The sequence below is a fragment of the Paraburkholderia nodosa DSM 21604 genome (assembly GCF_000519185.1).
Lineage (GTDB): Bacteria > Pseudomonadota > Gammaproteobacteria > Burkholderiales > Burkholderiaceae > Paraburkholderia > Paraburkholderia nodosa.
Map to the genome: position 1 here is coordinate 1 of NZ_JAFA01000003.1, position 25546 is coordinate 25546.

Here is a 25546-nt window from a genome sequence, read left to right on the forward strand (position 1 = left end):
TCGGCTGTAAATTTTTAAAGATCGATCGCGAAAGTGCCGCGCAGTTTCGTTCAGACAACCACTCAACTACCGGCTTCCTTCTGCGTTGCTGCGTCAGCAGCAGAGAAACGAGATTATGAAGACTGTCTGGCGATCTGTCAACAGGTTTTTTAACTTCGTTCAACCTGCCGCTCAACTTCGAATCACCCGCAGACCCAGTCACCCCAAGGCTTTCGCCTGGGCTTCCCGTCTCCCCGCGCCTTCATCGAAAGCGCGAAAGACCGGAATTCTAGTCACGCAGGTGACATCTTGCAAGCGGTTTTTTGACTCGCGTGAAATTCGGAAAAACGCGTGAGCGCAATCGCCTCAAACGTGGCGTTGCATAACGCGCTCGACGAGCTGCAGATAGTGGTCGAGATCCGGCGTCGGCTTGCCGGCCACCTTCGCGAGATCGTCCCAGCGGCGCAGGCGCACCGCGTCTTCGGCGTGGGGGCGCGCAGCGAAATCGCGCGCCTCATCGGCATTGAAGATGCCACCCTGCAATTCAAGGCTGCGCACCGAGTCTGCGGAAAGGCAGCCGAAATACGCTTCATCGACGGCGCAGAGGTAGCGCTTCGCATCCACATGCAAGCGGATCGGTTCCAGCACGCTATCGGGCAACACGGGCCGCAGGAACGGCAGCGCATAGTACTGGTGTAGATCGTCGATGCCGCGTTCGGTCGGCGTTTCGCCCTGACGGTTGAGCAGGTGACCCAGATCATGCAGGAACGCCGCCGCGGTCAGCTCTTCGGTCGCGCCGTCTTCTTCTGCCAGCGCGCCGCTTTGCAGTGCGTGCTCCAGTTGCGTGACCGGCTCGCCGCTATAGCCCAGGGCGCCGTACGTCTCGAACAGCTCACGAATATCCGCGAGGCTCAGTGCCATCTTCTTCAACTCCTCTATGACGTGAATACGGCGACGGCCCACACGAGCGCGCCGACCATCGTTCCTTCTGCTCTCAGTCGCCGCAGGACTCGCGCATGCGCCTGGCCGATTCGTCGGCGTCGCGCGACGCGAGCGCGCTCAACAGTGCCCGATGCCCCGCATACGATGCATCCATTGCGCTGTGCGCCGGCGCCGCACGCCGCGACGAGAGCCGCAATTCGCTTACGGTCCCCTCATAGGTCTCGCGCAGCCTGGCATTGCCAGCCGAGGCGAAGAGCGACGCGCGAAACGCGTCGCGCGCTTGCAGAAAAGCCTCGCCCTTCTCGGCGACTGCCGCGTCGCGCATCGCGTTGAGGTGCTCGCGCAACTCGGCGACCTGGGCCGCGTCGATGCGCGGCGCCAGCATCCGGCACGCCGCTTCGCGCAACGCCGCGCACACTACGCCCAGTTCCTGGGCCTCAGCCGCGCCGACGCTGCGCACGAACACACCCCGATGTTTCTCGTTGCGCACGAGGCCGGCCTGCTCCAGCGCGCGAAACGCTTCGCGCACGGGTCCGCGCGAGACGGCCAGGCGAGCCGCCCAGTCGGCTTCGTTGAGCTTGTCGCCGGGTGCGAGCATGCCGGCCGCGATGCGTCGCTCGATCTCGTCGCGCACCAGCGCAGTGAGCGAATGCTGGCGCACCATGGCAAGCGGCGTCGTGTCGGACAATGTCTGAGGATCGCGATCAGGATCGCCCGCGTTGCCGCTACTCGCGCGCTCTTCGCTCATCGAATCTTGCACGTCGTGCCTTGTCCGTCTGTTGCGCGCCTGCGGCGCATCGAACCGCATGGCATCCATCCACTCAGTCCGCCCGCCGGCGGGGCACACGTGACGCGATCAGCACCAGCGCCGCCAGCGACACGAGCAACAGGACCAGCGAGAGCGCCGAAGCCGGCAGGTAGTAACCGCGCTCGACTGCGCCCACCACGACGATCGGCACCGTCGCAAAGCCCGGTGGATACACCGTGAGCGTCGCACCCAGTTCGCCGAGCGACAGTGCGAAGCCCAGCGCGAGACTCGCGCGGATGGCCGGCACGAGCTGCGGCAGCACCACGCGGCGCAGCACCATCGAAGGCGGCGCACCGAGACTCGCTGCCGCTTCGCGCAGCACGGTCAGCTCGGAACGCAGCGCGGCCGAAGCGCATCGATAGCAGAACGGCAACACAAGCGCGAGCTGCACGAATACGACGATCGCAGCCGAACTCGACAGATCCACAGGCGCCTTGTGATACGCGATCAACACCGCGAGGCCGAGCACCACGCTCGGCACGCCGTTGGGCACCATCGCGAGCGTATCGACGACCGCGCCCAGACCGCGCCGGTCGCGCCCTTCGAGCGCGAGTGCGAGCCACAGACCGAGCGCCGTGCCGAGCACCGCCACGCCGAAGCCGACTTCGAGACTCGTTGCGAGCGCATCGAAGTCGCTCGAGCCAAGGCGTTCGAACCAGCGCGTGCTGAAACCGTCGGGCAAGATCGTGCCCGACCAGTGCGACGCGACGCTCGACAACGCGACGACGATCACCGGCAACACGAAAAGCCAGAAGCACAGCAGCGCCGCGAAGCCAAGCAGTGCCGCGCTGGCAACGCGCGAGATGAGGCTGCGCTCGACAGGCCGCGCACGAAGATGCTTCGGCGGCAGCGCGATACGGTCGGAACCGGCGACGGGATTAGTTGACATTGCGCGCGCCTCCATGACTGCGGCGATTCACGCGCCGATACAGCGCATACAGGGAAAGCGACATCGCGAGCATGACCACGGCGCCTGCGGCGGCCGTCGGCAGATCGAGATCGACCGTGGCCGAACTGTAGATCGCCACCGGCAGCGTGATGAGGTGCGCGCTGCCGAGCACGAGCAGAATGCCGAACTCGTTGAACGTCAGCAGAAAGCACAGGATCGTGCCCGCCGCGATACCCGGCCACGCGAGCGGCAGGATCACGCGCAGCGCGACCATCCGGCTGTTCGCGCCGAGACTGCGTGCGGCTTCGATCAGGCGCATGTCGAGCAGCGCGAACGCGGCGAGCGTCGGGCGCACGACGAACGGCGCGTAGAACACCACTTCGGCGAGCACCACGCCGCCGATGCCGAACAGGAAGTCGAGCGGCGGCGCCTGCAAATGAAAGAGCCGTTGCAGCCCGATGCTCACCGAGCCCTGCGAGCCGTACAGAAAAATCAGCGTGAACGCGACGAGGAACGACGGGAACGCCACGAACAGTTCCAGAAAACGCGTGACGAGCTGCGCGCCCGGAAACGGTTTGAAGAACAGCAGCGCGGCGAGCGCGACGCCGAGCACGGAAGCCAGACCCGCGCTCAGGAACAGGATCCACAGCGTCGTGACGATCACGCCCCGCGAATCGGGATTGCCGAAGAACGTCTCGTACGCGTGGAAGCTCAAGCCATGCGCGCCCGAAAGGCTCAGCAGCACGAGACGTACGAGCGGATAGACCACGAGCGGCCCGAGCACGAACACGAGCAGAAACGCGATATGGCATTGCGCGCGCCGTTCGCGGCGGCGCACAGCGGCCGCGTGCGCGTCGGCGCTGGGCAGAGCCAGGGCGGAATCAGGGGTTGATAAGGACGACATCATCAGCCTCGTAACGCAGGGACACACGCATGCCTTTCGCCGGCGTCATGCCGTGGCCGCGCTGCATGGTGACGAGCACCGGTTCGTTCGGCATCGCGTCGAGCAGCACCGGCACCGAGAGCACCGAGCCATACCACTCGACCGATTCGATCGTGCCGTGCAGCGAGCCTTCGCCGAGCGGCACCACGCGCAGGCTTTCGGGGCGCAGGCACGCGAGCTTGTCGCGCACGTCGTGGCGCGCGTCGCCCACCGGGAACGCGACGTTCGGCGGCAGCAGGTTCGCCGCGCCGAGATAACGGGCCACGTAGGCGTCGTTGGGCGAGTCGTAGAGTTCCTGCGGCGTGCCGAGCTGCGCGATGTGGCCATCGCGCATCAGCAGCGTGCGGTCGGAGAGCACGAGCGCGTCGTCCTGATCGTGCGTCACGCAGACGATCGTGAGATCGGGCAGGCGTTCGTGCAACGCCTTCAATTCGGAGCGCACCGAAGCGCGCAGATTGGCGTCGAGCGCCGAGAGCGGCTCGTCGAGCAGGAGCACATCCGGCTCGATCACGAGCGCACGCGCGAGCGCCACGCGCTGCTGCATTCCGCCCGAGAGCTGCGCGGGCATGACGTGGCCCGAGTCGCCGAGTTGCACGAGCTTGAGCGCGTCGGCCACGCGCCGCGCGATGTCGCGCGACGGCACGCGGCGCGCCTTCAGCCCGAACGCGACGTTCTCGAACACCGAGAGATGCGGGAAGAGCGCGTAGCTCTGGAACAGCAGACCCAGGTTGCGCTGATGCGGCGGCACATGGGTCAGGTCGCGGCCCGCCACGGTGAGCGAGCCCGCGAGTCCATCTGCTTCGATGAACCCGGCGATGAAACGCAGCAAGGTCGTCTTGCCGCAGCCGCTGCGGCCCAGCACGGTCAACAGTTCGCCGCGGCGGATCGTGAGCGACAGATCGTCGAGGACAGTGCGCGCGCCGAAGCGCACGCTCAGGTGGTCGATCTGCACGCCCGCGGCGCCGGAGGCGTCCGTGGCGTCAGTCAGTCCGGACACATCCGGCAGCGCGCGGGCCATGCCGGCCGGCGCGAGGCTTGCGGTATTCACCGGGTTCATCTCCTGTCGGCCAGAGTTGGCGCTTTGGCGCCTTACTCTGGTCCCATACAAAGTTGCAGGTACAGTTGCTTACTTCGGCTTCACGACTTCGAGCTGCTTGCCCGACGAGCCGATCACTTCGTTCTTCCAGCGCGTCGTCCAGTCGGCCTTCTTCGCCATCACCTGGTTCCAGTCCACCGGAATCAGCTTCACGCCCTTGATGGCCTGCTTGACGGCTTCGCCGTTCTTGCCCGTAAGCGCCACGTCCGTGCGGCCCGGAATACCGAAGATGTCCGGCACTTTCGACTGTACGTCCGTCGACATCAGATAGTCGATCAGCTTCTTGCCTTCAGCCTGGTTCGGACCGCTCTTGATCAGGCCGATTGCGTACGGCAGCTGGAACGTCGTGGGATGACCGCCAGCGTCGGCCGCCAGGAAGATCGGCTTGAGCGAGAGGCCGCCGTTGGCAGCGTCGTCGAGATCCATCTGCAGGTCGCCGTTGGCCACCGAGATTTCGTTACGCGAGAGCAGCACGTCGAGGTAACCCGTGCCCTTGGTGTGGAACTTCGCGCTCTGCTCGAGCTTCTTGAGGTAGTCGAACGCCTTGTCTTCGCCCATCAGCGAGGTCGTGAGGATGATCACGGCCATGCCGTCGCCCGCCGTGGCCGGGTTCGAGTACGCGACCTTGCCCGAGTAGTCCGGGTGCAGCAGGTCGGCAAACGTCTTCGGCTCGTTCTTCACGACATCGGGGTTGATCGCGAACGAGAAGTAGTTGTTCACGAACGTCGCCCACGAACCGTCGGTCGCCTTCGCGATCGTCGGGACATTCTTGTAGTTCACGCTCTGGTACGGCTGGAGCAGGCCGCTTTGCTGCGCCTGCTGGATGAACGGCGGCAGCGTGACGATCACGTCGGCCTTCGGCGAGTCTTTCTCGACGTTCGCGCGGTTCACCACTTCGCCGCTGCCCGCCGTCACGATGTTGACCTTGACGCCTTCCTTCTTCTCGAAGGCCGGCAGCACGTCCTTGTAGAGATTTTCGAGGCCGTCGGCCGTGTACAGCACGACGGCGTCGGCGGCATGCGCGCTCGCTGCTGCGCCCAGCAGCGCTGCGGCGGCCGCGATCGGCAGCAGCTTGCGTGCAAAACCCGCGCGATGGGAATTCGTGTGGTTCATGTCACTCTCCGAAGGCAAAACCAGATGCTCGGGATACCCGATGCGTTTGTGATTGAATGGATCGAACTGGGCTGAACAATCCGAACTTCGGCGGACTGCGCCGCCTGTCATTGCCCGTCTGATGATGGTCTCGCATCGTGGATTGCAGATTGTCTACAATCCGACGCTTTCCATCTGCACCGACCGGCCCGGCGAAGCCGCGGAATTGCCGCTCACCTCGCTTACCGGCCCATCTGGACGGGCCCCGCAAGAATCACAGGTTTTGATGACATGCGCATGACGATTGTGGCGTTTGTCAAAAAATTCCACAATTCGCCAATATTCGACAAGCCACATACGCGTGATGATTCCGCCGGCAGCGGTGTTGACGGCAGCCATGCAGACGTGTAGACGGGCAAACGCAGCGCGCGTCGCGCCACGCCGCAGGAAGACTCAGGCGATGACGAGTTCGGGCCCGCGCGCCGTAATCGCGCGCGCGACGCTCTTTTCGGGCGCAAGCTCGGTGATGACGTAGCGCGCCTGCTCGAAACCGTTGATGCGCACGGGCGTGACGCGCCCGAACTTCGAGTGGTCGGCGACGACGATCGCGCAGGCCGTGGCCGCGAGCATGCGGCTGCGCACCTCGGCGACCATGCGCGAGTAGTCGGTGAGCCAGCCGTCGGCGGTAATGCCGCCCGCGCCGACGAACGCGAAATCGGCGTGGTACTGCGCGAGCTGCTGCACGGTGTCGAGGCCGAAGGTCGCCTCCTCGTGGTCGGACAGCTCGCCGCCCAGCAGCGTGACGCGGTTTTCGTTGCGGCGGCCGAGCAACAGCGCGATGCGCCAGTCGTTGGTATAGACCGTGAGCCGATGGCGGTCCGTGAGTGCGCGCGCGAGCGCATGCGTGGTGCTGCCGGAATCGATGATGACCGAGGCGCCGTCGGGCACGAACTCCGCCGCGCGTTCGCCGATCGCGCGCTTGGCGCTCGCGTTGGCGGCTTCGCGCACGTCGAGATCGGGCTCGCGGCGATCGCTCGAGAGCGCGCCGCCGTGAGTCGTGACGAGCAGCCCGCGCTCCGCGAGCGTATTGAGGTCGCGCCGGATCGTCTCGCGCGAGACGCGCAGTTCGCGCACGAGATCCGCCACGGAAAGCGCGCCCGTCCGGTTCACTTGCGAGAGGATGTATTGGTGACGTTGTTCTGCGAGCATCTCGATGGGCGCGGGTCGTGCGTGGAAAAAACGCGGGTAATGAAGTGAGTCCGACGTGAATCCGGAAAAGCCGCCGTATTGTATTACGCATGCGCAGAACGAGCCCGCCCTGCCATCGCGGGCGCATCCCTGCTAATCTCGTGGAGACCGCGCGCTCATGCGATGACCATTGGAATTCATGCGTTCACGACTTCGTCAACTGCGTCTGCTGTTTTGTGCACTGCGTTATGGCTTCAGGCTGATCTGGCTCGCCGCGCCCGAGCATCACAAGCTGCACTGGTTCCTCACGCTCGCCTCGAACCTGCACGGCGACCCGCGTCTCGCCTCGCGCCTGCATGGTTCGCTGCCGCGTCTCGCACCGCTCGCCGCGGCCTTCGCGCAAACGCTCGCCACGCGCCCCGAACTCGCGGGCGCGACCTTGCACGACGCGATCGACTCCATCGAGCATTTCGAAGAACCCCTCGCGGGCGAGACGCTCGACACCACGCTGCGGGCCGCGCTCGGCAAACCGCCCGCAACGGTGTTCACGTGGATCGCCCCCAAGCCGGCCCACAACGGCTGGTGCGAGCAGACACACATTGCGCGGCTCGCGCTGCCGGTGAACGGCCACCAGACGATCACGCTGCGCGTGCTGCGCGCAAAACAGGTCCAGGAAGTCGACGACGACGCCGCGCTGCTGTGCGCCGTGGCCCGCTGGATAGAGCGCTTTTCGCGCGCCGCGCGCAAGCTGCAGCTGCACGCGCTCGCGCAGGCGCTGCGCGACGATCTGCACCGCCGCTTCGACCTGCGCGCCCAGGCCGCGAACCTGAGCCAGAGCGGCCATCAGCTCGGCGATGACCCGCGCATCGTCGTGCCCGACGTGATCTGGGACCTCTGCACCCCTCAGACGATCGCGGTGCAGCACATCGACACCGTGCGCGCGACCGATATCGCCGGGCTTGCCGAGCACCACATCAACGTCACGCAGGTGGCGGCCCATCTGATCGAAGTGGTCACGCGCCAGGCGTTCGAGCACGGGTTCTTCCATGCGGCCCTCGACGCCAGCCGGGTCGCGGTGAGCGTCGAACCCGAGACGCGCGGCCGCCTCGTGCTCGCGGGCGCCGCGCTGATGACGAGCCTTTCTTCGCCTGAACGCGAATTCTTCGTGCACGGCGCGACCGCGTTGTTCGAACAGGACTACGGCCGGCTCGCCACACTGCATCACATGGCGGGTCATGTGCCCACGCATGCACGCACCGAACAGATCGAGGCCGAATTGCGCACGCGCAGCGAAGCGCATTTCGCGAGCGACACCGACGAGCGCAGCGCAGGGGCGCTGTTCCATCATCTGCTGCATTCGGTGCAGCCGTTCGGGGGTGAAGTCTCGCCGCGCCTCGTGGCCGCGCAGCGCGCATTCGGCCAGGCCGAGCAGCTGGCCCGCTCGATCCATCCGGGCGTCGATGCGTGGGGCATCGCGCGGCACACGCTCGCCGATATCGCGCGGCAAGATCTCGGCCACCGCGGCTGGATCCGGCGACTCTCGCAGGAGTTACCCCACCTCGCGCAAATCGCACCGCGCGTGCCGCAGATGGTGTTCCACTTCCTCGAGCACCACGCGAAGGGCGGACTCGGTCCCGCTGCGGGACAAGCCGCGCAGCAGGCCGCGTTGCTCGACGCCTGGCGCCGCGAGCATCGGCGCACGCGCGCGCTGCTGCTCGCCTGTGCGGTCTGCGGCGGCTTGATTGGTGTGACGGCCGTGTTGTTTGGAAGCTAGGCGCTGCTAGCGTTTCCAGCTTTGTGATGTCTGCATTAGCTGGCGCAGCACGGGCTAGGCAGTTAGTTGCGTTCGCATCGTCGAGCGGCGCGCGTCCGGGCCAGTGCAGTCCTGAACAAGACCGCAACCTGCACGTCGCGCGATACTCCGAGCCTTTCGTGTTTTTCCACGCGGCGTCAGCGCGCGCCCACTTCGACACCGATGCTCGCCACCCTCGCCCCCACCTTTTTCGTCGTCCTGTGGTCGACGGGTTTCGTCGTCGCGCGCGCCATCGCGCCCTACGCCGATCCCAACTTGTTCCTGCTGGCGCGCTTCGCAGGCACGGCGGCGCTGTTCACTATCGTCGCGCTGGCGATGCGCGCGCCCTGGCCGCGCGGACGCGAAATCGGCAAGCATCTCTTCGCCGGCGCGCTCCTGCAGGGCGTCTATCTGGGCGCGGGCTACTGGGCGGTCGCGCAGGGCTTGAGCGCGGGCGTGATGGCGCTCCTCGGCGCGCTCCAGCCGCTCTTGACGGCCGCCATCGCGGCACGCACGTTCGGCGAGCGCCTGCCGCCGCGGCGCTGGACCGGCATGTCGCTCGGCCTCGCCGGCGTCGTGCTCGTGCTGAGCCCGAAGTTGTACGCCGCCATGCACGCCGGCGGCGGCGCGATCACGGACGCCGCTGCCGCGACCGCGCACACGCACGCTCACGCAAATCCGCTGCTCGTGGTGGTGGTCGCGGTGGTGTCAGTCGGATCGATCACGGCGGGCACGCTTTACCAGAAGACTTCGCTCGCGCAAGCCGACATTCGCAGCGCGAGCGCCGTGCAGAACCTGGGCGCGGCCATCGTCGCCGCCGTGCTCGCGCTCGTGCTCGGCGAGACGCGCTGGATCTCGACGCCGACCCTGTGGTTCTCGCTGGCGTGGGGCATTGCGATGCTCTCGGGCGCGGGCGTGACGCTGCTCGTGTGGATGGTGCGCCACGGCGACGCCGCCCGCGCCACGGCGCTGCTCTTTCTCGCGCCGCCGCTCGCGGCGCTCGAAAGCTGGCTGCTGTTCGGCGAAACACTCACGCCCGTGCAGATGGCAGGCTTCGGCGTCGCGCTCGCGGGCGTGCTGCTCGCGCGGCGCGCGTAGCGCCTGCGCACGCGCCTGCGCGCCCTCGCCGGATCGCGCGCTCAGTCGGCGGTGTCGGCGCCGGCCGGCACCTTCGCGCGCGCCTTCCCGCCGGGTGCGGGCGACCACGCCGGGCGCGTCTTGCGCTCCGAATCGACCACGACGACAAAGCGGCCCGCCCACGGCGTGATCTCGCGGTCCGAGTGGAGGACCCAGAGCGACTTGCCCTCGTCGACCAGCGCCTGGTATTCGGCGTCGATGATGCCGTAGTGGTCGATGAACGCGTTGAGCGTCGCGGGAATCCGCACGCAGCCCTTCGAGTGGCGGATGCCAAGCAGCGGCTCGAGGCGGTCAGGGTCGGTGGCATGCATCTGGAAGCGCATCTGCGAATAGCCGCCCTTGCCCCAGCCGCGCTCGCCGTCCACCCAGCCGAAGTCGTAGATGCGCATGTCGCGCCGGCCATAGCCGCGGATGTTGTTCTGGTTCATGGTGCCTTCCGCGCGGAAGTCCATGTTCAGCGGCGTGTGCTCGAACACGCCGAGCGGCGTGAGGAAGTGGTCGAACTCGCCGGGGCGTCCGGTCGCGACCGGCGACGCGCCAATCATGAGCCACGGCTCGTCGGGCATGGCCCGGAAGTAGATGAAGAGCGCCTGCACATTCGCGCTGCGATCGACGAGGATAACGAACTCGCCCGCCAGCGCGCCGAGGTTCTTCTCTTCGAGCGCAGCCTGCAAGCGCTGACCGTACGCGCGCTGCTCGGCCAGCGGCACATGCAGGCGCCGGTTGACGTTGCGCGCGAAGCGCTTGCGCATTTCGAGTGCGCCGCGGGTTTCCTCGACGGCCTCCTCCGGCGTGAGCATCCGGTGAATGGGCAGCACGAGCGCGGGAGGCGCGGAGGCGGCCAACGCGGCCGAGGCCGCGGAAGCCGGCTGCGCCGACGAAGCTGCAGACGCACTCGAAGCGCTCGAAGCCGCCGAAGCAGGCGCGGGCACAGAAGCAGCGGAAGCCGCCGAAGCCGCTTTGGCAAACGGCCGAGCCGCCGATGCACCCGAAGCAGCCGAAGCAGCCGATGGGCCCGACGCGGCCGGCTTCGACGCCGCCTGCACCGGCGCGCTGCGCACGGCGCCCGAGGCAACGTGCGCGCCGGAAGCCGTCGCGGCGTCGGAGGCGTAAGCGGCGCTTGCCGCCCACGAAGCGTAAAACCAGCTGCAAAGTGCGGCGACTATTGCGCGGCGCGCCGGCGCGCCCGACCACCGCGCTCTATGATGGGGAAGTTTCGGGGCGTCGCCCCGGACGCCACCGCGTACGCGAGCGCCCATGCGCCGCGAAAAATTGTCGTTCATCGTGAGTCCGGCCGATTGTGCGTCTTGTCTGAAGTCGGATACGTCGGGCGCCGTCCGTGCGGCGTCGCTGACAGCGCCACGACCACCCGACATTAGACCAGACAACGCAGACTGCGCGCATATGTCGCGTGCGCAGCCAGATTGAGGAACCGCCCATGTCCATCCGATCGGACGCCAACCCCGAAGCCGACCGCCTCGCCCGCCAGCGACGCATCATCGTCGAGCTGAATGTCGCCGGACGCTTTGACGCACAAGCCGAAATCGAGCAGCGAGTGCGCTTTCTCGGGCAGCGCCTCCAGGCGAGCGGGCTGCAGACGCTCGTGCTGGGCATCAGCGGCGGCATCGACTCCGCAACGGCCGGGCGCCTCGCGCAGCTGAGCGTGGAAAGCCTGCGCGCGCAGGGGCAGACGTCGGCACGTTTCGTCGCGATGCGTCTGCCCTATGGCACCCAGCGCGACGAAGCGGACGCCGCCGCCGCGCTCGCCTTTATCGCCGCGGACGAAATCCTGACCGTCGACATGCGCCCCGCCGCCGACGCGATGCTCGCCTCGCTCACGGCGAGCGGCCTCGCCTTCGCCGACGAGAGCGCGCAGGACATGGTTCACGGCAACATCAAGGCGCGCGAGCGGATGATCGCGCAGTACGCGGTGGCCGGTGCGCGAGCGGGACTGGTGATCGGCACGGATCACGCGGCGGAATCGCTAATGGGCTTTTTCACGAAGTTCGGCGACGGCGGCGCCGACGTACTGCCGCTCGCGGGCCTGAACAAGCGGCGCGTGCGCGCGCTGGCGCGGGCGCTGGGCGCTCCGGCCACGCTGGTGGAGAAAACGCCCACTGCGGATCTGGAAACGTTGCGCCCGCTGCATCCTGACGAAGACGCCTACGGGATCGGCTATGACGAGATCGACGACTTTCTGGAAGGCAAACCGGTGAGCGAACGCGCGTACGAGACGATCTTTCGCTTTTACGAGTCGACGCGCCACAAGCGGGCGCTGCCCTATACACCGTACGACACCGCCGACGACGGCCGCTGAAACGCGGCGCGAACGGCTCAGCTGCGTTGCGGCGGCTCCTCGTCGTCGAACGGCGGCGCGCTCACCCTCAGCGCGACGCCCGCGAGGCGGCGGGACTGAAGTTCGCGCGCCACGGCGTCGGCCACGTAAGGCACTTCGGAATCGAGTTCGAGGTCCGCGTGCGCGTTGGGCGTGCCTGCGTCATAAACGGTGATGCCCTTGGCGTACTTGCCGAGTTCGCGCTCGAAAAAGCTGCGCACATCCTGCTCGCTGCAGGTTTCAGGAACATTCCAGACGGTCAGGTGCATGACAGCCTACCTCGCGGGGTATTCGGAGTCGACGTGCAGCGCTCAGCGGAACCGACGGGGTTGCGTCGCGCGTACGCGTACGCGCACGGGCTGCAGGCTCGCGCGAGCGCGGGTACGGGTCCACGCCACCTGGCCGAGCACGGCAGCGACGCCAAGTAACAAAAGACTGGACGTGAGCATTATTGTGACTCCCTTGTGTTGATGAATGTCAGCATAGTCGCATTTGCTGAGCGGTGCGCTGCGGCATATTGTCTGGCGGCAGACGGCTAACCGATTGCCGCCTGATTGCCTGCTGCGCATGTGTGATCCGGTCCGCAATCAGCGTGCCCGAGGGAGGAAAGGTGCGCGCGAAACGGCGCTTCAGGACCCGTCGTCGCGGCTTGCCGAGGTTGTCTCGTCGGCCGACCCGCCGCAGTCCATGCGGGTGAGGCGATCGTACTGGTGCACCCAGTTGCCGGAGATCGCGGCCTGCGCCTGGGTTAGCGTCATGCGCCCCGCGCACACGCAGCGCTTCAGGCGCACCGTGAGCAGCGACTTGCGGCGCTCGCCCGCGTGGCCGCCCCAGGGAATGAGATCGAAGTTGGCCGTGGCGTCCGGCGACCCGCCGAGGACGATCGGCACGTGCCGGTCGAGCGCGTAGCCCACACCGTCGTCGGCGTCGATGCCGCGCGCCGCGAGCATGCGGTCCTTCAGCGCCATGGTCTCGTCGAACGGCGGCGCCACGGTATCGGCGTAGCCCGGACGGCAGATCGTGTCCGTCACCGACTCCTGCGTGACGCGGGTATCGAGCAGCCGTGGATCTTGCGCGAATGCGGCCGGCGCCGCGCTGCCCGTCGCGAGCGCCAGCAGCGAAACGCGCAACACTCGCGCGCGCCACCGCGGCGCGCCAGTGCGACAAACAATGCCTTCTGCCATGCGGCGCGCGATGCGGCGTATTGCTGCCTTTTCTGCGTTCATGGTTGAGCGCATCGTGCTGCACGATGCGGAATGGATGGTTGGTGCCGGGCTATTAAACCACAATCAAATATTGTCAGGGCAATTGCGCACATCGGCCTGCAGGCATGCTGTTGCGCACATCGCGCGCCGGCCCGCACTGCCTCGCCGCAAGCGCTCCCAACCCTCAAGGTTTCACAAGGAATTTTTGATTTGTAATCCCAGGTAATTCATGCGCCCGGCGAAACACCCGGCCGTCGCGCCGATGCTGGCCGTTTGGCCGATGGCAGCACGCGACGCGATAGCGCATAATGGGCCGCCCGGTCAGCTCCAGAGCGGAGCGCATCGCGCGCATTCGAAGAAACGAGGAAACCCCATGTCCATTTCCATGTATCAAGCATCGGTGCCCGTGCTCGTGCGCGGCCTCACCAATCTGCAAAACATCATCGGCAAGGCGCAGGCGCACGCGGCGGAAAAGCAGATCGACCCCACCGCGCTGACGGGCGCGCGGCTCTTCCCCGACATGCTGCCGCTCCTGCGTCAGATCCACATCGCCACCGACACCGCAAAGGGCTGCGCCGCGCGCCTCGCCGGTGTGGAGGCGCCGAAATTCGAGGACGTCGAGGTCACCTTCGACGAACTGCATGCCCGTATCCAGAAGACCATCGACTATCTGAACGGGTTCAAGCCGGAGCAGATCGACGGCACGGAAGCGCGCAGCATTACGCTCAAGATGCGCAGCGGCCCGATCGAGTTCACGGGCCAGAGCTATCTGCTGGGCTTCGTGCTGCCCAACTTCTTCTTCCATGTCACCACGGCCTACGACATCCTGCGTCACAACGGCGTGGAGCTGGGCAAGCTCGACTATCTTGGCGGGCGCTAACGCGAGCCGCTAAACGCAAGCAATAAAAAAGCGTGCGGCGCCTTGCGCGCCGCGCGCCTTCTCGCAACGGTCGTTCCCGGCAGCGGCGTCAATCGAGCGAGAGCCGCAGCGCGAAGCCGATCAACGCGGACGAAAACGCCCATTTCTGGACCGTCTGCGCCAGCGGATGGCCGCGCAACCACACGGCGATGCGCGCGGCGCCCAGCACGTAGATCACGTCGAAGAGCGCGCATACGGCAACCAGCAGCACGCCCAGCACCGACACCTGCAGCCAGACCGAGCCCACCTCGGGCCGGATGAACTGCGGCAGCAGCACCGAGCAGAACAGCAGCGCCTTCGGGTTCAGCAGGTTCGTGAGCAGGCCCTTGGCGAAATCGGCGCGAAGCGGCCGCGCCACCGCCACGCCCTCCTGCTCGGGCATCGCGAACGCCGGTGCGCGGAAGATCTGCACGGCGATCCACGTGAGATACGCCGCCCCCACGTAGCGCACGACCTCATAAAGCCACGGCGCGTTGTGCAGCAAGGCCGCGAGACCGCAGGCCGAAAGCGTCACGTGGGTCGCGCGCGCGAGTCCCAGGCCACAGGCCGCCGCGAAGCCGCTGCGCGTGCCGCGGTTCATGCTGGTCTGCATCACGAGCGCCATGTCGGCGCCGGGCAGCGCGCAGACGATAATCAGGGCGACAATGAACATCAACAGCAGGTGGGCGGAAATCATGTTGGCCTCGCGTGAAAGAGGCTCTATCTTGCCGCTACACGCAGAGCGATTTATGGCGATTTTCATACCACTTTAGCCAGAGATTGGCGGAATGCGCTAAGATTCCCGAATCCGCACCAGAACTCCCCTAACCGCCATGAGCGACCTCGACAAACTCGACCGGGCGATACTCGGCGCGCTGCAAACCGACGGGCGCATGCCGAACGCACGGCTCGCCGAAACGGTGGGCCTGAGCGAAACGCCGTGCGCGCGGCGCCTCAAGCGCCTCGAACAGGACGGCTATATCGAGCGTTACCGGGCCGTGCTCTCGCGCCGCGCGCTCGGCTATGGCGTGGTGGGATTCGTCTCGGTGCGCTTCGCCGTGCACGACCGCGCGCTGGCCGACCGCTTCGAGCGCGAGGTGCTGGCGATCGAGCGCATTCTGTCGTGCCACAACGTATCCGGCACGGCCGACTATATTTTGCAGGTGGTAGCCCGCGATCTCGACGACTACGGCACCTTCATGCGCGACCACTTGCGCAGCTTGCCCGGTGTCACCTCGGTCGAATCGGCGCTGTCGCTGCGCGAAGTGAAAGCCGAGGGCGGACTGCCCCTGCCCTGAACGCACCCAACCCCATTCACGTAAGAACGGAGTTTTCGATGACCCCAGAACAGGCACGAGCCGAAGAAGCCGCCGCCATGGACCGCGTACTGGCCGCGACCCAACGCGTCAAGTCGGCGTTCACCTCGCTGCAGTCGCAGTTTCCGCCGGAAGGCGATGGCAAGCCGACGCAGTTCGCGCTGCAGACCTTCGACATGGCGCTCCAGGAACTGGAAGACGCCCAGGCCGCCTTCGACGAGATGCTCAACGATCTCTTCGACGGCGAACGCTGAGCCTGCCCGCTTTTGCTGCGCGCCCCGCAAAGGCGGAGCGGCGTGCAGCCTGCGATCGGCCTCTCAATTGATTCGGATTCCAGATCAATATCGACAAAGCATGACTGATGACATGAACGCTCCCGTCACCGTGCTCGGCGTGGGCGTCGTCGTACGCAACGGCGATGCGTGGCTGCTCGGCCTGCGCAAAAGCGCATGGGGACGCGACACGTGGGCGTTCCCCGGCGGCAAGGTCGACTCCGGTGAGGATCCGCTCGCCGCGGCCGCACGCGAGCTGCGTGAGGAAACCGGCCTGGAAATGATCGAGGCGCAAGCCGCCGGCTGGGCCAGCGGCTGGCTCGAAGCCAGCCGCGTGCGTCATGTGACGCTGTTCGTCGAGGCCGCCGCGCCGGGCACGCCAGTCGTCGCGGAACCCGACAAGTGCGCGCGGTGGGCGTGGTTCACGCGGGATGCATTGCCCGCCGATCTGTTCGAGCCCACCCGCCTCTACTTCGAGACCCGCTAGCGCGTCGCGGCCGCGGCGCGCTCCCGGACAAACGCCGCGATGCGCTCGCAGGCCTCGACGAGCCTCGCTTCGTCCACGACGAAACCCAGCCGCACATAGCCGTTCGCGGTCTCGCCGAACGCGCTTGCGTCGAGCACGGAAACCTTCTGCGCCTCGAACAGCTGCCAGGTGAACGCCTGCGTGTCGAGGCCCGTGCCGCGGATGTCGATCATCATGAACATGCCCGCCTCCGGCAACAGGCACTTGAGCCCCGGCACGCCCGCCAGCCGCTCGTAGACGATGTCGCGCCGGCGGCGATAGATCTCGCGCATCTGCGCGACGATCTGCGCGCGGTTGTCGAGCGCCGTGATCGCCGCCTCCTGGATGAAACCGGGCAGCCCGTAGAGCATGCAGAGCGCGAGCCGCGCCAGATGCGCAATCATCGTTTCCGGCGCGATCACCCAGCCAAGGCGCCAGCCCGCCATGGCATGCGACTTCGAGAGGCTGCCGAGCGTGACCGTGCGCTCCGCCATGCCCTCGAGCGCGGCGATGCTCACGTGCTCACGCTCGAACGTGAGGTCGGCGTAGACCTCGTCGGAGAGCACCCACAGGTCGTGCCGCCTGGCCAGCTGCGCGACGCGTTCGAGGTGTTCGCGCGGCATCACCGCGCCGGTGGGGTTGCACGGCGTCGCGAAGAAGATCGCGCGCGTGCGCGGCGTGACGGCGGCATCGAGCGCGTCACAGTCGAGATGGAAGCCGTTCCCGGGATCGACGGGCACCGGCACGAGCGTCGCGCCCGACGCGCGGATCGCTGCCTCGTAGGTCAGGTACATCGGCTCGGGCACGAGCACTTCGTCGCCGGCCTCCAGCAAACAGAGCGACGATGCGAACAAGCCGTTTTGCGCCCCCGCGCAAAGAATCACGTTCTGTGCGCCAACCGCGCGCCCGCTTTGCTGCGCATGCTCGCGTGCAATCGCTTCGCGCAGCGGCTCGCGGCCCATGATGGCCGAGTAGTGCGTATCGCCCTCGCGCAGCGCGGCCACGGCGCGCTCGACGATGGGCGCGGGCGTGCCGAAGTCGGGGTCGCCCACGCTCAGCACGATCACGTCCTCGCCACGCGCCGCGGCCTGCACCGCTGCGTGATGGATCTCCCACGCCGTCGTGCGACGGCCCTGCAACCGCTCGACCAGATTCGAATACTTCATCTTTCGCGACTCTCCCGAACATACGGCGCGCCTCGCGCGTCGTGGCGTTCAAACCGTTTCCGTTGATTCGTGGGTGCAACGATACCAAGGAACGATGCCGCTGAGAAATGTCGATGCGCTCATACGCGTATCCAACGTGGTGTTAGTATTTCCAGCCTGTTGGATGATCTTTTGGTCGGCAAACCCGCCGCGCGGCTCCATGTCCTCACCCTACGAAGTTCCGGCGCTCCGGCGCATACACGATATTCTCGACGTGCTCGCACACGCTCAAGGTCCGATGCGCGCAGCGGCGATCGCGCAGGCCACTGGCCTCTCGCGCAGCACGCTCTATCTGATGCTCGACTCGCTCGAGCGCCGGCGCTGGATCGAAAAGCGCACCGACGGCTATATCGTCGGCCTCACGTTGTTCGAGCTAGGCAGCACTTACGTGCGGCACGATCGGCTCCAGGAAGTGTTCCGCCAGGAAGCGACCGTTTTCGTCGCGACGCATAACGAAGTGGTTCAGCTTGCGGTGCTGGACGGCGCGGAGGTCGTGTATCTCGCGCGCGAGGACCCCGCGCGGCCCGTGCGTCTCGTCTCCGATCTCGGCTCGCGGCTACCGGCGCACTGCAGCGCGCTGGGCAAGGCGCTGCTCGCCAGCCTGTCCGATGATGAGGTCAACGCCATCCTGCCGCGTCAGCTTCCCGCTGTGACGGCCAACACCATCACGCGCAAGCAGGACCTCATAGCGGCGCTCGCCGCGATACGCCGCTCCGGCCTCGCGCACGAGCGGGAAGAAGTGACGGCGGGCATCGCGTGCTTCGCGGCGTTCGTCGGCGTGACGGCGCTTGGCAAGCGTGTGGCGGTCAGCGCGAGCCTGCCGCTGGAGCGGCTGGACGCTCGCCGCGAAAAGCGGCTCGCCATCGCGGTGGTCGAGATGGCGCAGCGTATCGCCAAGGGGCTTTGAAGAGGCTCAAGCGCTCGCGCGCGGCACGACGGTGTACTGAATGCGTGTTTTCACGGGATGCGACGCGCTCGCGCCGTCCACTGCCGCGAGGGCGGCGACGATCGCCTCGCCCGTGCGCTGGCCAATGCCGTAGGCATCGACCGAAATCGTGGTGATCGCCGGATGGCAGCACGCCGCGATCTCGAAGTTGCCGAAGCCGGCAACCGCTATATCACGGGGCACGCTGACGCCGCGCCGCTGGCATTCCATGATCGCGCCGAACGCCGACATGTCGCTCACGCACATGACGGCCTGCGTGTCGGGCCAGCGCTCGAGCAGCTCGGCCATGGCGGGCGCGCCGTGGCTCATCGTGACCGGCGAGTCGCCGAGTTGCACGACGCGGTGCCTTTCGAGCCCGAGCGCCTTCATTTCCATCTGAAAGCCCTTGAGGCGGTCGAGACCGCGCCGGTCAAGGTCGCCCGCACCGCCTAGAAAGCCGATGCGGCTATGCCCCTTGTCCGCGAGATAGCGCACCATCTCGCGCGCGGCGCTCACGTTGGAAAAGCCCACGGCCATGTCGATCGGCTCCGTGGGCAGATCCCACATCTCGACGACCGGTACGCCCGAGCGCTGCAGCAGCGTGCGCGTGGCGTCCGTATGCTGCGCGCCCGTGAGCGCGATGCAGCGCGGCTGGTGGCGCAGCATCTGGCGCACGAGACGCTCCTCGCGATCGAGGAAGTAGTCGGTATCGCCGATCAGCAGTTCGAGCCCTTGCGGTTCAAGCACCGCGGTGAGGCCGCTCACGGTGTCCGAGAAGTTGGAGCTGGAAAGCGATGGCACGAGCACCGCGACGAACGACGAGCGCCCCGAGGAAAGCGCGCCGGCCGCCGCATCGGCCACGTAGCCCAGCTCGTCGATAGCGCGCTGCACGCGTTCGCGGGTCGCCTCCGACGCGCTGCGCCCCGCCATCACGCGGGACACCGTCATTTTCGAAACGCCCGCGAGACGAGCGACATCGGACATGCGGGGCGGCGTGGCTTTCGGAGCGCTGGTTTTGGACATCGCGGCTGGACGGCAAAATAAAAAGAACGCATATCATAACGGCTGCGCCCTTCTTTTCCTCGTTTCGAGCCGTTGCATGCCATCGCCTTCGTAGGCATTCATTTAATTCGCGATCCTTATCTTTGTGCAAAATCGCTGCGCAAGCGAACGCCGTTCGATTCGGGAATCCAGGAATTCGGTCACAATCGGTGACCGGCGTCGGAGGATGCGCACGCCCGCGCAGACGCCCCGCCGCCCACCCACGAGCCAGGAGGAAACTTGCCATGTCAGGACCCGCCCGCACCATTGCCGAGAAACGCGCCGACTTTCGCGCGCTGCACGCCACCGGTTGCTTCGTGCTGCCGAATCCGTGGGACGTGGGCAGCGCACGCTATCTCCAGGGCCTCGGCTTCAAGGCGCTCGCGACCACCAGCTCCGGGTTCGCATGGTCGCGCGGGCATGCCGACAACACCCTGCCGCGCGACGCGATCCTCGCGCACCTGCGCGAGATCGTCGCGGCCACCGACCTGCCCGTGAACGCCGACTTCGAAAGCGGCTTCGGCGCGGATCCTGCAGGCGTCGAAGCAAGCGTGGGCCTCGCCGTCGAAACCGGCGTCGCCGGGCTTTCCGTGGAAGACTCGACCGGCGACGACGCAGCGCCGCTGCTGCCGATCGAGATCGCCGTCGAGCGCATGCGCGCGGCGCGGCGCGCCATCGACGCGCGCGGCGGCGACACCGTGCTCGTTGGCCGCGCGGAGAACTTTGTGGCCGGCGTGCCCAACCTCGACGACGCCATCGCGCGCTTGCAGGCGTACGCGCAGGCGGGCGCGGATTGCCTCTATGCGCCCGGCATCCAGACGCGCGAGCAGATCGTGGCCGTCGTCACCGCCGTCGCGCCGAAGCCCGTGAACGTGCTGATCGGCGCGAAGTCGGCCTTCACGCTCGACGATCTCGCCGCGCTCGGCGTGCGCCGCGTGAGCGTGGGCGGCGCGCTCGCCCGCACCGCGTGGGGCGGCTTCATGCACGCGGCGCAACGGCTCACCGAAGGGCGTTTCGACGGCTTCGAAGGCGCGGCCCCCGGCGCGACGCTCAACGCCGCCTTCCGTAGCGAGACCTGACTACGCTGCGGGCGTGATGGTGCGTGGCGCGCGCGGCTTGCGCACCGAACGACGAACATGTGGCGACGCCGGCGCCCGCGCGCCGGTGACGCTGCCGGCCTCGCCAAAGCACGCCAGCGCCCACGCCACGAACGCGCGCTGCTTGGGCGCCTGCGCGCGGCGATCCGCGTAAAGCAGATGCATGGGCCGCACCGGCGCGGCATACGCCTCGAGCAGCGGCACGAGCCGCCCCGCCGCCACCGACGGCGCGAGGTTCGGCTCGCCCGCCAGCACGATTCCCACGCCCGCCTCCGCCGCCGCGATCAGCGCGCGGGTGTCGTTGCTGCGCAGCTGGCCGCGCGGCTCGACTTCGATCTGTGTGTCGCCGTCCTTGAAGTTCCACGTTTGGGGCGCCGGAAAGCTGTCGAACGCGTAATCGAGGCACACGTGCTGCGTGAGTTCACGCGGATGCGCCGGCGTTCCGTGTGCGGCGAGATAGGCCGGCGCGGCGCACGGCACGAGCCGATAGGGCGCGAGCGGCCGCGCGACCAGTTGCGAGTCGGGCAGCGCGCCGATGCGAAACGCGACATCGAAACCGTCCTGCAAGAGGTCGAACTGCCGGTCGCTCAGGACGAGATCGACCTTCACGTCCGGGCAGTCTGCGAGAAAGGCCTTGATTTCATGCGCAAGCCGGAAGGCGCCGAACGCGACGGGCGCCGTCACGCGCAGCGTGCCTTGCGGGTGGGCGGTCTGTGCGAGTGCGACGGCCTCAGCGGCGGCCGCCTCTTCGAGCACGCGCCGGCAGGCTTCGAAATAGGCGCGGCCGGCTTCCGTGAGCGCATGCTTGCGCGTCGAGCGCTGCAACAGGCGCACGCCTAGCGTCTTTTCCAGCGCGTCGACGTGCTTGCCCGCCATCTGCGGCGTCATCGCGAGCATGCGCGCCGCCGCCGTGAACGAACCGGATTCGGCGGTCTTCACGAACACGGTCATGCTGGTCAATTTGTCCACGATTGGAAATCCAACGTTTCAAGTGTTTCACCCGGATGGCCGATTATCGCATGGGAGTTTCGGCGCTACGCTGGGGTCTCCATAGCAAACCACGGGGCTTCCCATGAACGAACATCGATTGGCTGTCGGCATTCTCGGCGCGGGCGAGATCGGCTCGACGCTGGGCAAACTTCTCGCGCAGGCGGGACATGAGGTGATGCTCTCGTCGCGCGATCCGAAGGCGCGCGCGGGAGAAGCGGCGGCGCTGGGCTGCCGGATCGGCACGCTGGAGCAGGCCGCGGCGTTCGGCGAGATCGTGATCGCGGCGCTGCCGCTGTCCGCGCTCGGCGAGATACCGGTCAAAACGCTCACCGGCAAAGTCGTCATCGACACCATGAATTACTATCCGGCGCGCGACGGCGCCATTGCGGCGTTCGACGAACACCGCGAGGCCACGAGCGAGCGCGTTGCGCAGCAACTCAGTGGCGCACGGGTGGTCAAGGCGTTCAGTGCGATTCTTGCGTACGACCTGCCGCGCGAAGAGCGGCCGCCTGTCGAAGGCGGACGGCGCGCGCTACCCGTCGCGGCAGACAATGAAGAAGCGAAGGCACTCGTGGCCGCGTTGCACGCACAGCTCGACTTCGACGCGCTCGACGCGGGATCGCTTGCCGATAGCTGGCGCTTCGAGCGCGCAAAACCGGCCTACTGCATGCCACTGAACCACACGCAACTGCGCGTCGCGCTCGCCGCGGCCGAGCGCGACAAGGAGCGGCCGCATGGCTCATGGCGACGCAAACCGCGGCAGGATTGAGGCTCACCGATACCGGGAAAATCGCCTGGCATACCGAATCAAATAGCGCGAAGCCGCCGGCACCCGGATGAGGTCGAGCCCGAGAGGGGAGGAAATTCCGCGCGGGCCAGAACGGCCCGGCGAGCGCCGCCGCAGGCGGCGGCGCGAAATAACGAGGCGCAGCGGCGCGTCGCCGTTGCGCCCGGCAAGCGGTGCTTAGTCGTAGTGACGGTGCTTGTTGTGGCGCTTGCCGTGATAGCCGCGCGAATAGTCGTCGGCGTACGAGTTCGAGCGCGAGATATTGCCGCCGAGCGCCGAGCCTGCGCCGCCGCCCACTGCCGCGCCGAGCAGGCCGCCCGTGCGACCGCCCATGGCGTTGCCCGCCGCCGTGCCTGCGCCGCCGCCGAGCGCGCCGCCGATGATGGCGCCCGTGCGCTCGCGACGATTCGAGGTGACCGCGCCACCCGCGCCGCCGCCCACCGCGCCCCCGATCACCGCGCCGGTGCTACCGCCCACGGCGCCACCTACGGCAGCGCCGGCGACGCCGCCGAGCGCGCCACCCAGTGCGTTGTTCATATCGCCGGCCAGCACCGGCAGCGAGGCCGCAGCAGTCAGCGCAGCAACGGCAACCATCTGGATGATTTTCTTCGACATAGTTGTTCTCTTACGTTTTTGAGACGGAACCGAGTATAGCGGCCAACGTGAAAGGGCTTTGTAACGCCACAGGCCAAGCCCCGTAAGAGGTGTAACAAAATGGTCTGGCAGAACGGACTGTCGCTCACACCGAAGGGTCGCTCCCTGAAATCGCGCGCGAGGACATTCAATCCAGCCTGAACACCTTGACCGCGCTGGCGAGCAGCTCGGTCTGGCGATGCTGCTGCCTGACCTGCTCGACCGTATCGGCGACATGCGCCGCGTTTTCGCGTATCGCCACGTCGATACCGGCGATGTTCTCGCCCATCTGGTCGATGCCCGCGCGCTGCGCGCCAGTGGCCGTCGCCATCTCGTGAACGATGGCCGACAGGCGCGTGACGCTTTCGAGCACCTCGCCGACCGTGTTGCCCGCGCTTTCGACGAGACCATTGCCCGTGCGGGCGCGCTCGACCGACTCGCCGATCAGCACCCGGATCTCTTTCGCCGCCGAGGCGCTGCGCTGGGCCAGCGTGCGGACCTCCTCCGCCACCACCCCGAACCCCCGCCCCTGATCGCCCGCACGCGCTGCCTCGACCGAAGCGTTGAGCGCGAGAATGTTGGTCTGGAACGCGATGCCGTCGATCACGCCGATGATGTCGGTAATGCGTTCGCACGAGCGATAAATGTCGCCCATCGTCTCGATCACCGCCTTGATCGCCCCGCGCCCCTGCGTCGCGACCTCGCTCGCCGAGCCCGCCAGCGCGCTGGCCGTCATGGCGTGATCGACGCTCTCGTGCACGCTTTGCTTGAGCTGCTCCATTGCCGCGACCATGCCTTCGAGCGAACGGCGCTGCTGCCCGGTCCGCTCCGAAAGGACGGCGTTACGCGCGCTGGTTCCTGCTACGGACTCCGAAACTTCGCTCACGCTGTCGCGCACCTGCAGCAGCGTCTTACGCACGGCCGCGAGCGTGGCGTGGAATGCGCCGGCCACGTCGCTTGCGGGCCGCGCCTGCTCGCTCAGCGTGATGTAGCCCGAAGCCTGGCCGATCCCCTCCGACATGGCCGCGAGTTCGCCCGCAATGTTCGCGTCGCGCTCCTGGCGCGCCGAAATCGCCGCGATGAACAAGGTTTGCAGCCAGAGAAACGCCCAGTGCTGCGCCACGACATCGAAGCCCGTCTGCGCAAAGACCCTGACAGGCCAGCCCCACGCCTGAAAATAGTTGAACGCGAGTTGCTGGACGGAGATGAAGCCGGTAGCGAGCAGCACGACCTGCACGTCGCGATAGGCAAGCAGCAGCGAGAGCAGGATGAACACCACGAAGTGAAACTCGTCCTGCCCGCCCCCCACGTCGATCAAAAGGGCCGCGCCGCCCATGAAGGTGAGCGCGGACCCCATCCTGGTGATCTTGTGCCCCGGCAGGGCAAGTGCGAGCAGGGTGGACACGAGCGCGAGCGGCAATCCGACGACGAGCACCGGCGTGAGCGCGTCGAAGTTCCAGCCGATCCCCAAGGCGCCGGCCAGAAGAATCCAGTTGACCAGCGCGCAAGCCCGGTCGGCTCGTTTGCGCGCGTTCATGAGCGGGCTTTCGACGGCCGCTCCCCGGCGAGCGGCATTGGCTGGGGCGTACGCCTCGCCAAACGGGGCTTCTGCGAAATTGCTGGACATGGAATTCCCGACTCCTGATTGACAATGCAACTGATGACCAAGGTAAGACAGACAGGCCGAATCACATTCCGCAGTTATCGGCAGGTCAACTGGCAACTAGATAAGGGAAATCCATCGAAGAATTCTGGTTGACTTATCATCCAATGTCATTTTGGCGACAGCCGTTGTAACGGGACCTAACAAAACTGCATCGGTCGAGGATGTTCCGCAGAGCCGTTTTTGTGGCAGGCTTGGCCAATTCGACCGCGAAAAGGCCTTTACCATGTCTCGAACCCCGCACTCCGTTTCTGCGTTGTCGTTCGCACGTCCCACCTACGGCTTGACGCTGCGCGTGCTGCATTGGCTGACCGCGCTATGCATGTTCGTGGTGATCCCGGTGGCGTGGTACATGACGACGATGGACCGTCATGACCCGTCGCGCGGCAGCTGGGTGAATTTCCACAAGTCGATTGGCCTGACCGTCCTGCTGCTCACGCTGATCCGCGTGGTGACACGGCTTTCCGGCTCCGCGCCGCCGCTGCCGCAACGCATTCCGGCGTTCGAGCAGAAGCTCGCGCATATCGGTCATGGCTTGCTGTATCTGATTCTCATTGCCATGCCGATCAGTGGATATATCAACTCGTATGGCGGAGGCCATCCGGTGAACTGGTTCTGGCTGTTTCAGGTTCCCGCCGTCGTGCCGGCAGACAAGGCGCTCGGCCATCTCGGCTCGAAGGTCCACTACTGGCTGGCGTACCTGACGTACGTACTGATCGCCGGGCACGTGCTCGCGGTGATCTACCACCAACTGGTGCAGCGCGTGGACATCCTGGGACGCATGACGGGGCGCGCGAGCAACCGCTGA

The 25546-nt window shown here is 66.8% G+C and carries 27 protein-coding genes; 11 read left to right on the forward strand and 16 right to left on the reverse strand.

Annotated features, from left to right (window positions below; all coding sequences use genetic code 11):
* Positions 1–345: 345 nt before the first annotated feature.
* The 7 genes from A3CW_RS0104495 to A3CW_RS0104525 all read right to left on the reverse strand — a co-directional run bounded on the left by A3CW_RS0104495 (position 346) and on the right by A3CW_RS0104525 (position 6958).
* Positions 346–900, reverse strand: a complete 555-nt coding sequence (locus A3CW_RS0104495) for a phosphonate degradation HD-domain oxygenase (RefSeq protein WP_028202499.1) — start codon at positions 898–900, stop codon at positions 346–348.
* A gap of 73 nt (positions 901–973) precedes the next feature.
* On the reverse strand, positions 974–1585 hold the full coding sequence (locus A3CW_RS45215; RefSeq protein ID WP_245623549.1) for a GntR family transcriptional regulator: 612 nt from the start codon (positions 1583–1585) through the stop codon (positions 974–976).
* 157 nt (positions 1586–1742) lie between these two features.
* A complete protein-coding gene (gene phnV / locus A3CW_RS0104505) occupies positions 1743–2618 on the reverse strand; it encodes a 2-aminoethylphosphonate ABC transport system, membrane component PhnV (RefSeq protein ID WP_035512349.1) in 876 nt (291 codons plus the stop codon).
* Entirely contained in the window at positions 2608–3522 is a 915-nt protein-coding gene (locus A3CW_RS0104510; RefSeq protein ID WP_028202501.1) for a 2-aminoethylphosphonate ABC transporter permease subunit, read from the reverse strand. The genes phnV and A3CW_RS0104510 overlap by 11 nt, the downstream gene beginning before the upstream one ends.
* A complete protein-coding gene (gene phnT, locus A3CW_RS0104515) occupies positions 3500–4609 on the reverse strand; it encodes a 2-aminoethylphosphonate ABC transport system ATP-binding subunit PhnT (RefSeq protein WP_028202502.1) in 1110 nt (369 codons plus the stop codon). The genes A3CW_RS0104510 and phnT overlap by 23 nt, the downstream gene beginning before the upstream one ends.
* 78 nt (positions 4610–4687) lie before the next feature.
* Positions 4688–5770 carry a 2-aminoethylphosphonate ABC transporter substrate-binding protein gene (phnS, locus tag A3CW_RS0104520; RefSeq protein WP_028202503.1) on the reverse strand — a complete coding sequence of 361 codons (1083 nt, stop codon included), beginning with the start codon at positions 5768–5770 and terminating at the stop codon, positions 4688–4690.
* A 432-nt stretch (positions 5771–6202) separates the two neighbouring features.
* Entirely contained in the window at positions 6203–6958 is a 756-nt protein-coding gene (locus A3CW_RS0104525) for a DeoR/GlpR family DNA-binding transcription regulator (RefSeq protein ID WP_028202504.1), read from the reverse strand.
* A gap of 178 nt (positions 6959–7136) precedes the next feature.
* Here A3CW_RS0104525 and A3CW_RS0104530 point away from each other — a divergent pair, with 178 nt between their 5' ends.
* Both A3CW_RS0104530 and A3CW_RS0104535 read left to right on the forward strand, forming a co-directional pair.
* Positions 7137–8711, forward strand: coding sequence for an ABC1 kinase family protein (locus tag A3CW_RS0104530; protein WP_028202505.1), 1575 nt, complete (start codon positions 7137–7139; stop codon positions 8709–8711).
* Between the two features lie 201 nt (positions 8712–8912).
* Positions 8913–9827, forward strand: a complete 915-nt coding sequence (locus tag A3CW_RS0104535; protein ID WP_028202506.1) for a DMT family transporter — start codon at positions 8913–8915, stop codon at positions 9825–9827.
* 41 nt (positions 9828–9868) lie between these two features.
* Here A3CW_RS0104535 and A3CW_RS0104540 read toward each other — a convergent pair whose 3' ends face one another.
* Positions 9869–11149 (reverse strand): L,D-transpeptidase, encoded by a 1281-nt coding sequence (locus A3CW_RS0104540; RefSeq protein ID WP_407669698.1) that lies wholly within the window; start codon positions 11147–11149, stop codon positions 9869–9871.
* 155 nt (positions 11150–11304) lie between these two features.
* Between A3CW_RS0104540 and nadE the strand changes: the two genes are divergently transcribed.
* Positions 11305–12183, forward strand: coding sequence for an ammonia-dependent NAD(+) synthetase (gene nadE, locus A3CW_RS0104550; protein WP_035512354.1), 879 nt, complete (start codon positions 11305–11307; stop codon positions 12181–12183).
* 17 nt (positions 12184–12200) lie between these two features.
* On the opposite strand, the gene A3CW_RS0104555 is transcribed toward nadE, so the two are convergent.
* Complete coding sequence (locus A3CW_RS0104555) at positions 12201–12470, reverse strand: RNA-binding protein (RefSeq protein ID WP_028202510.1); 270 nt, start codon at positions 12468–12470, stop codon at positions 12201–12203.
* 360 nt (positions 12471–12830) lie between these two features.
* The gene (locus A3CW_RS45220; RefSeq protein ID WP_407669699.1) at positions 12831–13334 is read right to left on the reverse strand and encodes a hypothetical protein; all 504 of its coding nucleotides are present in this window, start codon (positions 13332–13334) and stop codon (positions 12831–12833) included.
* A gap of 445 nt (positions 13335–13779) precedes the next feature.
* On the opposite strand from A3CW_RS45220, the gene A3CW_RS0104565 reads away from it, so the two are divergent.
* Positions 13780–14286: a DUF1993 domain-containing protein gene (locus A3CW_RS0104565; protein ID WP_028202511.1), complete on the forward strand. Its 507-nt coding sequence runs from the start codon at positions 13780–13782 to the stop codon at positions 14284–14286.
* Positions 14287–14374: 88 nt separating this feature from the next.
* Here A3CW_RS0104565 and A3CW_RS0104570 read toward each other — a convergent pair whose 3' ends face one another.
* On the reverse strand, positions 14375–15001 hold the full coding sequence (locus A3CW_RS0104570; RefSeq protein ID WP_028202512.1) for a LysE family translocator: 627 nt from the start codon (positions 14999–15001) through the stop codon (positions 14375–14377).
* A 136-nt stretch (positions 15002–15137) separates the two neighbouring features.
* Here A3CW_RS0104570 and A3CW_RS0104575 point away from each other — a divergent pair, with 136 nt between their 5' ends.
* The 3 genes from A3CW_RS0104575 to A3CW_RS53040 all read left to right on the forward strand — a co-directional run bounded on the left by A3CW_RS0104575 (position 15138) and on the right by A3CW_RS53040 (position 16379).
* A complete protein-coding gene (locus A3CW_RS0104575) occupies positions 15138–15602 on the forward strand; it encodes an Lrp/AsnC family transcriptional regulator (protein ID WP_028202513.1) in 465 nt (154 codons plus the stop codon).
* 38 nt (positions 15603–15640) lie between these two features.
* The gene (locus tag A3CW_RS0104580) at positions 15641–15874 is read left to right on the forward strand and encodes a hypothetical protein (RefSeq protein WP_028202514.1); all 234 of its coding nucleotides are present in this window, start codon (positions 15641–15643) and stop codon (positions 15872–15874) included.
* 112 nt (positions 15875–15986) lie between these two features.
* Entirely contained in the window at positions 15987–16379 is a 393-nt protein-coding gene (locus A3CW_RS53040; protein ID WP_028202515.1) for a nucleotide triphosphate diphosphatase NUDT15, read from the forward strand.
* On the opposite strand, the gene A3CW_RS0104590 is transcribed toward A3CW_RS53040, so the two are convergent.
* Positions 16376–17563 (reverse strand): pyridoxal phosphate-dependent aminotransferase, encoded by a 1188-nt coding sequence (locus A3CW_RS0104590; protein WP_028202516.1) that lies wholly within the window; start codon positions 17561–17563, stop codon positions 16376–16378. The two genes, A3CW_RS53040 and A3CW_RS0104590, sit on opposite strands and share 4 nt — an antisense overlap.
* A gap of 199 nt (positions 17564–17762) precedes the next feature.
* Here A3CW_RS0104590 and A3CW_RS0104595 point away from each other — a divergent pair, with 199 nt between their 5' ends.
* Positions 17763–18509, forward strand: a complete 747-nt coding sequence (locus tag A3CW_RS0104595; protein ID WP_028202517.1) for an IclR family transcriptional regulator — start codon at positions 17763–17765, stop codon at positions 18507–18509.
* 6 nt (positions 18510–18515) lie between these two features.
* On the opposite strand, the gene A3CW_RS0104600 is transcribed toward A3CW_RS0104595, so the two are convergent.
* Complete coding sequence (locus A3CW_RS0104600) at positions 18516–19511, reverse strand: LacI family DNA-binding transcriptional regulator (RefSeq protein ID WP_028202518.1); 996 nt, start codon at positions 19509–19511, stop codon at positions 18516–18518.
* 302 nt (positions 19512–19813) lie between these two features.
* Between A3CW_RS0104600 and A3CW_RS0104605 the strand changes: the two genes are divergently transcribed.
* A complete protein-coding gene (locus A3CW_RS0104605) occupies positions 19814–20647 on the forward strand; it encodes an isocitrate lyase/PEP mutase family protein (protein ID WP_028202519.1) in 834 nt (277 codons plus the stop codon).
* On the opposite strand, the gene A3CW_RS45225 is transcribed toward A3CW_RS0104605, so the two are convergent.
* A complete protein-coding gene (locus A3CW_RS45225; RefSeq protein WP_081771522.1) occupies positions 20648–21634 on the reverse strand; it encodes a LysR family transcriptional regulator in 987 nt (328 codons plus the stop codon).
* 103 nt (positions 21635–21737) lie between these two features.
* On the opposite strand from A3CW_RS45225, the gene A3CW_RS0104615 reads away from it, so the two are divergent.
* Positions 21738–22424 carry an NADPH-dependent F420 reductase gene (locus A3CW_RS0104615; protein WP_245623540.1) on the forward strand — a complete coding sequence of 229 codons (687 nt, stop codon included), beginning with the start codon at positions 21738–21740 and terminating at the stop codon, positions 22422–22424.
* A 195-nt stretch (positions 22425–22619) separates the two neighbouring features.
* Here A3CW_RS0104615 and A3CW_RS0104620 read toward each other — a convergent pair whose 3' ends face one another.
* Positions 22620–23057, reverse strand: coding sequence for a hypothetical protein (locus tag A3CW_RS0104620; protein ID WP_028202521.1), 438 nt, complete (start codon positions 23055–23057; stop codon positions 22620–22622).
* 166 nt (positions 23058–23223) lie between these two features.
* Entirely contained in the window at positions 23224–24702 is a 1479-nt protein-coding gene (locus A3CW_RS45230; RefSeq protein ID WP_051481232.1) for a methyl-accepting chemotaxis protein, read from the reverse strand.
* A 262-nt stretch (positions 24703–24964) separates the two neighbouring features.
* Between A3CW_RS45230 and A3CW_RS0104630 the strand changes: the two genes are divergently transcribed.
* Positions 24965–25546 carry a cytochrome b gene (locus A3CW_RS0104630; protein ID WP_081771523.1) on the forward strand — a complete coding sequence of 194 codons (582 nt, stop codon included), beginning with the start codon at positions 24965–24967 and terminating at the stop codon, positions 25544–25546.

Excerpts from the sequence above, each read along its gene's own strand:
- A3CW_RS0104555 (WP_028202510.1), bottom strand. The coding sequence starts at position 12,470 with ATGCACCTGACCGTCTGGAATGTTCCTGAAACCTGCAGCGAGCAGGAT.
- A3CW_RS0104565 (WP_028202511.1), top strand. The coding sequence starts at position 13,780 with ATGTCCATTTCCATGTATCAAGCATCGGTGCCCGTGCTCGTGCGCGGC.
- A3CW_RS0104535 (WP_028202506.1), top strand. The coding sequence starts at position 8,913 with ATGCTCGCCACCCTCGCCCCCACCTTTTTCGTCGTCCTGTGGTCGACG.
- A3CW_RS45215 (WP_245623549.1), bottom strand. The coding sequence starts at position 1,585 with ATGGTGCGCCAGCATTCGCTCACTGCGCTGGTGCGCGACGAGATCGAG.
- A3CW_RS0104540 (WP_407669698.1), bottom strand. The coding sequence starts at position 11,149 with ATGAACGACAATTTTTCGCGGCGCATGGGCGCTCGCGTACGCGGTGGC.
- A3CW_RS0104495 (WP_028202499.1), bottom strand. The coding sequence starts at position 900 with ATGGCACTGAGCCTCGCGGATATTCGTGAGCTGTTCGAGACGTACGGC.
- A3CW_RS0104620 (WP_028202521.1), bottom strand. The coding sequence starts at position 23,057 with ATGTCGAAGAAAATCATCCAGATGGTTGCCGTTGCTGCGCTGACTGCT.
- A3CW_RS45230 (WP_051481232.1), bottom strand. The coding sequence starts at position 24,702 with ATGTCCAGCAATTTCGCAGAAGCCCCGTTTGGCGAGGCGTACGCCCCA.
- A3CW_RS0104630 (WP_081771523.1), top strand. The coding sequence starts at position 24,965 with ATGTCTCGAACCCCGCACTCCGTTTCTGCGTTGTCGTTCGCACGTCCC.
- A3CW_RS0104615 (WP_245623540.1), top strand. The coding sequence starts at position 21,738 with ATGAACGAACATCGATTGGCTGTCGGCATTCTCGGCGCGGGCGAGATC.
- A3CW_RS0104575 (WP_028202513.1), top strand. The coding sequence starts at position 15,138 with ATGAGCGACCTCGACAAACTCGACCGGGCGATACTCGGCGCGCTGCAA.
- A3CW_RS0104590 (WP_028202516.1), bottom strand. The coding sequence starts at position 17,563 with ATGAAGTATTCGAATCTGGTCGAGCGGTTGCAGGGCCGTCGCACGACG.
- A3CW_RS0104600 (WP_028202518.1), bottom strand. The coding sequence starts at position 19,511 with ATGTCCGATGTCGCTCGTCTCGCGGGCGTTTCGAAAATGACGGTGTCC.
- A3CW_RS53040 (WP_028202515.1), top strand. The coding sequence starts at position 15,987 with ATGAACGCTCCCGTCACCGTGCTCGGCGTGGGCGTCGTCGTACGCAAC.
- phnV (WP_035512349.1), bottom strand. The coding sequence starts at position 2,618 with ATGTCAACTAATCCCGTCGCCGGTTCCGACCGTATCGCGCTGCCGCCG.
- A3CW_RS0104530 (WP_028202505.1), top strand. The coding sequence starts at position 7,137 with ATGCGTTCACGACTTCGTCAACTGCGTCTGCTGTTTTGTGCACTGCGT.
- A3CW_RS0104570 (WP_028202512.1), bottom strand. The coding sequence starts at position 15,001 with ATGATTTCCGCCCACCTGCTGTTGATGTTCATTGTCGCCCTGATTATC.
- A3CW_RS0104525 (WP_028202504.1), bottom strand. The coding sequence starts at position 6,958 with ATGCTCGCAGAACAACGTCACCAATACATCCTCTCGCAAGTGAACCGG.
- nadE (WP_035512354.1), top strand. The coding sequence starts at position 11,305 with ATGTCCATCCGATCGGACGCCAACCCCGAAGCCGACCGCCTCGCCCGC.
- A3CW_RS0104605 (WP_028202519.1), top strand. The coding sequence starts at position 19,814 with ATGTCAGGACCCGCCCGCACCATTGCCGAGAAACGCGCCGACTTTCGC.
- A3CW_RS0104510 (WP_028202501.1), bottom strand. The coding sequence starts at position 3,522 with ATGTCGTCCTTATCAACCCCTGATTCCGCCCTGGCTCTGCCCAGCGCC.
- A3CW_RS0104595 (WP_028202517.1), top strand. The coding sequence starts at position 17,763 with ATGTCCTCACCCTACGAAGTTCCGGCGCTCCGGCGCATACACGATATT.
- phnS (WP_028202503.1), bottom strand. The coding sequence starts at position 5,770 with ATGAACCACACGAATTCCCATCGCGCGGGTTTTGCACGCAAGCTGCTG.
- A3CW_RS0104580 (WP_028202514.1), top strand. The coding sequence starts at position 15,641 with ATGACCCCAGAACAGGCACGAGCCGAAGAAGCCGCCGCCATGGACCGC.